Source organism: Chloroflexota bacterium (assembly GCA_016219275.1).
GTDB lineage: Bacteria > Chloroflexota > Anaerolineae > UBA4142 > UBA4142 > JACRBM01.
The window spans coordinates 88,769-95,014 of the sequence record JACRBM010000076.1 but is presented as its reverse complement, the minus strand read 5'-3'; the positions used below and the strand labels follow the sequence as shown (position 1 = coordinate 95,014).

The 6,246-nt window shown below is 57.4% G+C and carries 5 protein-coding genes; all 5 read left to right on the top strand.

Annotated features, from left to right (window positions below; genetic code table 11):
• Positions 1 to 454 precede the first annotated feature (454 nt).
• The 5 genes from HY868_21800 (at position 455) to HY868_21780 (ending at position 6,096) form a co-directional block, all read left to right on the top strand.
• Positions 455 to 1,633, top strand: coding sequence for a tripartite tricarboxylate transporter substrate binding protein (locus HY868_21800; GenBank protein MBI5304784.1), 1,179 nt, complete (start codon positions 455 to 457; stop codon positions 1,631 to 1,633).
• Positions 1,634 to 1,686: 53 nt separating this feature from the next.
• Entirely contained in the window at positions 1,687 to 2,181 is a 495-nt protein-coding gene (locus HY868_21795; GenBank protein ID MBI5304783.1) for a tripartite tricarboxylate transporter TctB family protein, read from the top strand.
• Positions 2,182 to 2,236: 55 nt separating this feature from the next.
• Positions 2,237 to 3,730 (top strand): tripartite tricarboxylate transporter permease, encoded by a 1,494-nt coding sequence (locus HY868_21790; protein ID MBI5304782.1) that lies wholly within the window; start codon positions 2,237 to 2,239, stop codon positions 3,728 to 3,730.
• Positions 3,731 to 3,816: 86 nt separating this feature from the next.
• Positions 3,817 to 4,617, top strand: a complete 801-nt coding sequence (locus HY868_21785) for a citryl-CoA lyase (GenBank protein MBI5304781.1) — start codon at positions 3,817 to 3,819, stop codon at positions 4,615 to 4,617.
• Positions 4,618 to 4,662: 45 nt separating this feature from the next.
• Positions 4,663 to 6,096, top strand: coding sequence for a sugar ABC transporter substrate-binding protein (locus HY868_21780; protein ID MBI5304780.1), 1,434 nt, complete (start codon positions 4,663 to 4,665; stop codon positions 6,094 to 6,096).
• Positions 6,097 to 6,246 lie beyond the last annotated feature (150 nt).

Below are 6,246 nucleotides of genomic sequence, written 5' to 3'. Positions count from 1 at the left end.
TTCGCTACGGGGCTATAGTACGCGGGCGAATTTCGCGTCCACGTAGGCAATTGTCCCGAATGCAATGAGGGATGGACGCCCGGCGGAACGCCCACCAAAGGCGATTTCAATCGCCCCTGTCGGTCGCCATGCTACACTGTCCTTTTTTCATGCGATAACCCGCATACGACTTGCGAGTTGAAATGACGGATCGGTTCAAACAATAGGTTTCTTCCGACCCGCCAAGTAAAAGACTAGATCGAGGACGATCAGCATGCCTGCACTGAACGAATAACGCCACACCCTCAATGACTCGATGGCGCACGACCAAACCCGCGCCACACGTTTGACATCTCCACCCATTGTCCATCCAAATGTAAACGCGCGACAAGATGCTAGAGAGGAGGCGCTCCGCACAGAACGAATCCTGCCTTGTCCATTTCCAGACCTTCAAAAATCAGAAAAGGAGAGAGAGATGTTTCGCAACCGTTTGATGCTTGTTTTGCTCGTCGTGGTCTTTTCGATCATTGTGGCGGCATGCGCGCCCGCGCCAACGGCTACCCCGGTTCCAACCGCCGCGCCGAAACCCACGGATGCACCCAAGCCAACCGCCGTGCCAGCAACTGCCGTGCCAGCAACTGCCGCGCCGAAGCCAACCGAAGCGCCGAAACCGACCGAAGCGCCCAAGCCAACGACGGTACCCACGGCAGTACCTGCCGCGAGTGGTGCCGTTCCGCCAACCAAGGGCGGCTATCCCAACAAACCGCTTGAAATTGTTGCGCCGGCGGGCGCGGGTGGTGGCTGGGATACGCTCGCGCGTACCGTCCAACGCGCGGTAGAAACGGAAAAACTGTATTCGCAGCCGACGACGGTCGTCAATAAAGTCGGCGGCGGTGGCGCAGTCGGTCTCGCCTACATTTTCACCAAAAAAGCCGACGACTATGAATTGGTCGTGTACTCGCCGCCGCTCATCATCAATACGCTCAACAAGACTTTCGAGAACAACTACAAAGAATTGACCCCGCTCGCGAAATTGATCACCGACTATCAGGTGATTTTGGTCAAGGCGGATTCGCCGTACAAGACGATGGAAGATTTGATGGCGGCGTTGAAGAAGGATCCGGGCGCGGTCAAATTCGCCGGCGCATCTTCGCCCGGAAGTATGGATCACCTTGCCATCGCCAAGTTGGCGAAAACCGCTGGAATTGATCCGAACAAATTGTCGTACATCGCGTTCAACGATGTCGGTTCCGGTTTGACCGCGCTCCTGGGCGGCAATGTCGCTTTCATGTCCACCGGTGTTGGCGAAGCGATCCCCCAGGTCGAAGCCAAGACCGTGCGCGCGCTCGGAGTGTCTTCGGCGGCGCGGCGCGGCGGCGTGATGAAAGACGTACCGACGTGGAAGGAAGCCGGCTTTAACACGACGTACGAAGTGTGGCGCGGCATCTTTGGCGTGCCAGGTATGTCCGCCGACGCCAAGGCATGGTGGGGTGAGACGCTCAAGCGAATGGCGACCACCAAGACCTGGAAAGATTCGCTCGACAAATTGCAGTGGGTGGATGCCTTCACGGACGGCGATACGTTCGCCAAATTCCTGACCGAGGAAGAAGTATCCTACAAAGAGTTGATGCTCGCGACCGGGTTCATCAAGTAAGCGTGTGATTTCTGTAGGGGCGACATCATGTCGCCCCTACTTGGAGTGAATCAATGAAAGAAGAGCGTATCGCGAGTGTGGCGTTATTGCTGATTGCCGTCACGTATCTCGGCATGGCATTCTTTACGATTGGCGTTCCCGCGTCCAGGCAATCGCTCGGTCCCGAGGCGTTCCCCAAAGCGATTGGGATATTGATGATCATCCTTTCCGCGTTGTACATGATGCAATCATTTCGTGGCGTGAGCAAGGAAGACGAAGCGCGCGCCGCCGCCATTGGCGCGGATGAAAAATTGAGCAGTTATGTGGATTTTAAAACCGTGGGGATCATGCTGGGATTGATGCTGGTGTATGCCTTCATCTTCGAGCGGTTGGGCTATCCCATTTCCACATTCCTGGTATTTATGGCGGGAGTTCTTGTCCTCGACCGCCGTCACCTTGTCCGCGATACCCTCGTTGCCGCGTGCGTCAGCTTCGGACTCTACTTTGCCTTCAGCTATCTATTGCGGGTCCAGTTACCCGCCGGTCCGCTCGCCTGGTTGGGCTGGTGATACGGGATGATGGATTGAGAGGAAGGTCACTGTGAATTTTTTCGATAATCTGGCAATGGGATTTGGCGTCGCCGTCACACCGATGAACCTGGTGCTCGCCTTTGTTGGCGTGTTCCTCGGCACGATTATCGGCGTGTTGCCCGGCATCGGTCCCATGACCGGCATCGCGTTGCTAATTCCGATCACGTTCGGACTCACACCGACCTCCGCGATCATCTTGATGGCGGGCATCTATTACGGCGCGATGTACGGCGGCTCGACCACTTCGATTTTAGTGAACGCGCCCGGCGAATCGTCATCGGTGGTGACTTGCTTCGACGGCTACCAGATGGCGAAGAAGGGTCGCGCGGGTCCCGCGCTTGCCGCCGCCGCCATCGGCTCATTCATCGCCGGGACGTTTGCGACCTTGATGTTGATGCTCGTGGGACCCTGGGTCGCCGGGTTCGCGCTAAACTTTGGTCCTCCCGAATATTTTTCGTTGATGTTTGCCGGCTTGACGGTGGTGACGAGTCTCGCCGGGCGTTCGCTCGTCAAGGCGCTACTCTCGACTACGATCGGTCTCGCGATTGCGACCATCGGCATTGACTTGCAGAGCGGTGTGGCGCGGTACACCTTCAAAAATCCCGAACTCTTGGATGGTCTCGAATTTTTGGTGGTGGCGATTGGTTTGTTCGCCTTGTCCGAAGTCATCGTCAATTTGTCTAATATGCGTCAAGCCGTGCAGGAACGCTTGAGTATCAAGGGCGGCTTGTGGCTAACGAAAGAGGATTGGAAGCGTGCGACCCCGGCATTTATTCGCGGCACGCTGTCCGGCTTTTTCGTCGGCGGCATCGCGGGCGCGGGCGCGGCGGTTGCGAGTTTCGTCTCGTACGGTTTGGAAAAGAAAATGTCCAAGCACAAAGACGAACTAGGCGAGGGCGCGATTGAAGGCGTCGCGGGTCCTGAAGCGGCGAACAACGCCGCGGCGGGCGGCGCGATGATCCACCTGCTCTGCCTCGGCATCCCAGGGAGTGGCACGACCGCGATCATGCTCGGCGCATTGTTGATGATCGGTTTGCAGCCGGGTCCGTTGCTGTTTCAGCAGAACCCCCAATTCGTTTGGGGCTTGATCGCGAGTATGTACATCGGCAACGTCATGCTTCTCGTGCTCAATCTACCCTTAGTTGGAATGTGGGTCAAGATTCTCGACATCCCACTCTACTTGTTGATGGTGTTCATTATCTTATTCTCGTTCCTCGGCGTGTACACGATGAACAACAGCGTCCAGGATTTGTTCTTGATGGTCGGCTTTGGCGTGATCGGCTATCTTTTGCGCCGACTCGATATTCCAGCCGCGCCGATCATTCTCGGTATGGTGTTGGGCGATTTGATGGAACAAGCCATGCGTCAATCGCTGATGATCTCCGATGGCAGTCTGGCGATTTTTGTCACGCGTCCGATCTCCTTGTTCTTGTTGTTGCTCGCGGTCGTTTCGATCACGAATCCGTACTGGAAGTACATCGGCATTGGCTTGAACAAACTGCTCAAACGGAATGCAACGCCGGCGTAGACATTCACGGGGCGACCGTCTGGTCGCCCCGTTCGTTGCCCAAGTAACTTGCTATCGAATTTTTTCTTCACGAATGAGATTGAACCATGGATAGAGGCGCGCTAACAAAATCAGAGCCGTGCGCGTGGCACACGGCGATCACGACCACCGACGACGCGAGCACCTGGTTTCGCGGCTACGACGTCACGGAACTGATGATGCACTATTCGTTTGCGGATGTGGTCTTTCTTTTGCATCAAGGCGAATTGCCCTCGCCGGTCGTGCAACGATTGCTTAATGCCATTCTGGTTGCGGGCGCAGACCACGGTGTGGACTCGCCGTCCGCGCTCGCGGCGCGCACCGTCGCCAGCGGCAACCGGCGCAGTCTCGAAGCGGCGCTTGCCGCCGGCGTACTTGCCATCGGCGACGCGCACGGCGGCGCGGGCGCGGAATGTATGGAAATGATCGCGCACGGCGTGGCGCTGGCGCAGCGCGAGACCCTGTCCATCGAAGACGCCGCCGCGCGCATCGTCGCGGAAGTCAAACTGTCCGGGCGACGGTTGCCGGGATTGGGCTTGCGCGCGCAAAAAACCGAAGCGCGCGCGGCGACGCTGTTTCGCATGGCGGTGGAGGCGCGCGTAGCAAGCAACGGTGTCACCTTTATGCGCGCGCTCGAACGTCAAGCGCGCGAGCATATCGCGTATTTGCCGATCAATGTGGACGGCGCGATGGCAGCCGTACTCTACGACCTGGGATTTCCGCCGCCCTTTGCCAAAACGATTTTCATCATCGCGCACGTCGCCGGGTTGAGCGCGCAGGTGATGGAAGAGTACACGCGCGAGCAACCTTTGCGAGTCCGCATCCCCGTTGAGTACGATGGACCCAAGCCGCGCGCCGTCCCGAAATGATTTGGCAAGCGCATGATTTTGATATAGTATAGACGCGGTGCTGTCATGGAACGACTTGATTTCCTCCACTCGGTTAGCCGGCTTGCAACAGTCAAGGACATCCTCGCGTGCGTGTTGGCGGTTCTCATCGCGACGAGTTGCGCGCCCGTCCCGGTTGTTCAACCGACCCAACGCGCGGTCACAACCGCCACGCGCGAAGGTCCCAAAGTAATTCCCTTTTTCACGACCGAATCCGACCCCGAACAGATCGCCCTCTTGCAAGAGTTGATCACCGAATACCAACGCCTCAACCCCAATGTCGAAGTAGATATCGTGATTGCCTCGCCTACCTCGCGCGGTCGTCGGTTGTTGACGGCGCTCGCCTCGGGCGCTGACCTGGGTATTTTCGAAATCGAGCCGACGCTGATGCTCAATTGGGTTAACGCCGGTTACGTCTTGCCGTTGGACGACCTGGTGCGCGATATTGGCGAAAGCGATTTTGCCGAAGGCAGTTTGTTTCGCCACAATGGTCACGCCTACGCGTTGCCCTACGCGGTGAGCGTGTACGGGTTGTGGGTGCGCACGGACTTGTTGCAGGCGGCGGGATTGCCTGTGCCGCAAAGTTACGCCGAGGTTCTCACCGCTGCCAAGCGGTTGACGCGCGGCGGAGTTTACGGCATCGCTTTGCCCGGCGGACAAAATATTGCGACCTTGAATTACTTTTCCATTTTTCTCTGGCAAAACGGCGGCGACTATTTCAGTTGCGACGGCAAGATCGAGTTCGACAAACCTGCCGCGCTCGAAGCGATCCAGCGGTGGAAAGCGATGAGCCAATACGCGCCGCCTAGTTTTACGACCTGGGATTATCGCGAGCAGATTGACGCGTACCTCAAAGGTCAGGTCGCGATGACGATCTATGCCGGACGCTTGGGCGTGCAATTGGAGGAAACGAATCCCAAGTTGGCGGATCGCACGACCGTCGTGTTTCCTCCCTGGGGACCGGTCAAGGTGACGCTCGGCGTGTGGAGCCGCTTTGCCATCGCCGCCGGCACACGCTATCAAAAAGAGGCGAAGGATTTTTTGCGTTGGCTGGCGAGCGGAGAACGTTTGCGTCGCTACGATATGGCGCTCCCCGGACACATGATTCCGCCTTTGCGCTCGGTGCGCGCGATGCCGCTGGATTCGACCTCGCGTTACGTGCAACGCCATCGCGATTGGGTTCAAGCATTCTACGATTGGATTCCTTTCACCAACCACCCGGCGATGAATATGGGATCGGTTCGCAACGGTCGTTTTGAACGCGCCGAAAGCGTACCGCCGTGGGCGCAGGAGATTTTTGGCACGCCCGGCATCATTGATACGATGCTTCAAGAAATCAGTCTCAAAGGCAGAGGCACGGAAGAAGCCTGGCAAGACGCGGTCCGCAAGATGGAGCAGAGCACCCGCGCGTGGCAAACGTCTCATCCGAGTTGGACTCCCGCGAAATGTGCGACGCCGTAGTACCGTCAACCGAAATGTTTGTGCAAAAGGCAAAGAATTTTGGACGCGGCTGAACGCGGACAAACGCAGATAAAAATTTCATCCGCGTACATCCGCGTTTGTCCGCGTCCAATTTGTCTTGTTTGGCTTCGGCATGTTCGATTACGATTT

Bases quoted from the DNA above. Each gene is read 5' to 3' on its own strand.
- HY868_21800 (MBI5304784.1), top strand. From the start codon at position 455: ATGTTTCGCAACCGTTTGATGCTTGTTTTGCTCGTCGTGGTCTTTTCG.
- HY868_21795 (MBI5304783.1), top strand. From the start codon at position 1,687: ATGAAAGAAGAGCGTATCGCGAGTGTGGCGTTATTGCTGATTGCCGTC.
- HY868_21790 (MBI5304782.1), top strand. From the start codon at position 2,237: ATGGGATTTGGCGTCGCCGTCACACCGATGAACCTGGTGCTCGCCTTT.
- HY868_21785 (MBI5304781.1), top strand. From the start codon at position 3,817: ATGGATAGAGGCGCGCTAACAAAATCAGAGCCGTGCGCGTGGCACACG.
- HY868_21780 (MBI5304780.1), top strand. From the start codon at position 4,663: ATGGAACGACTTGATTTCCTCCACTCGGTTAGCCGGCTTGCAACAGTC.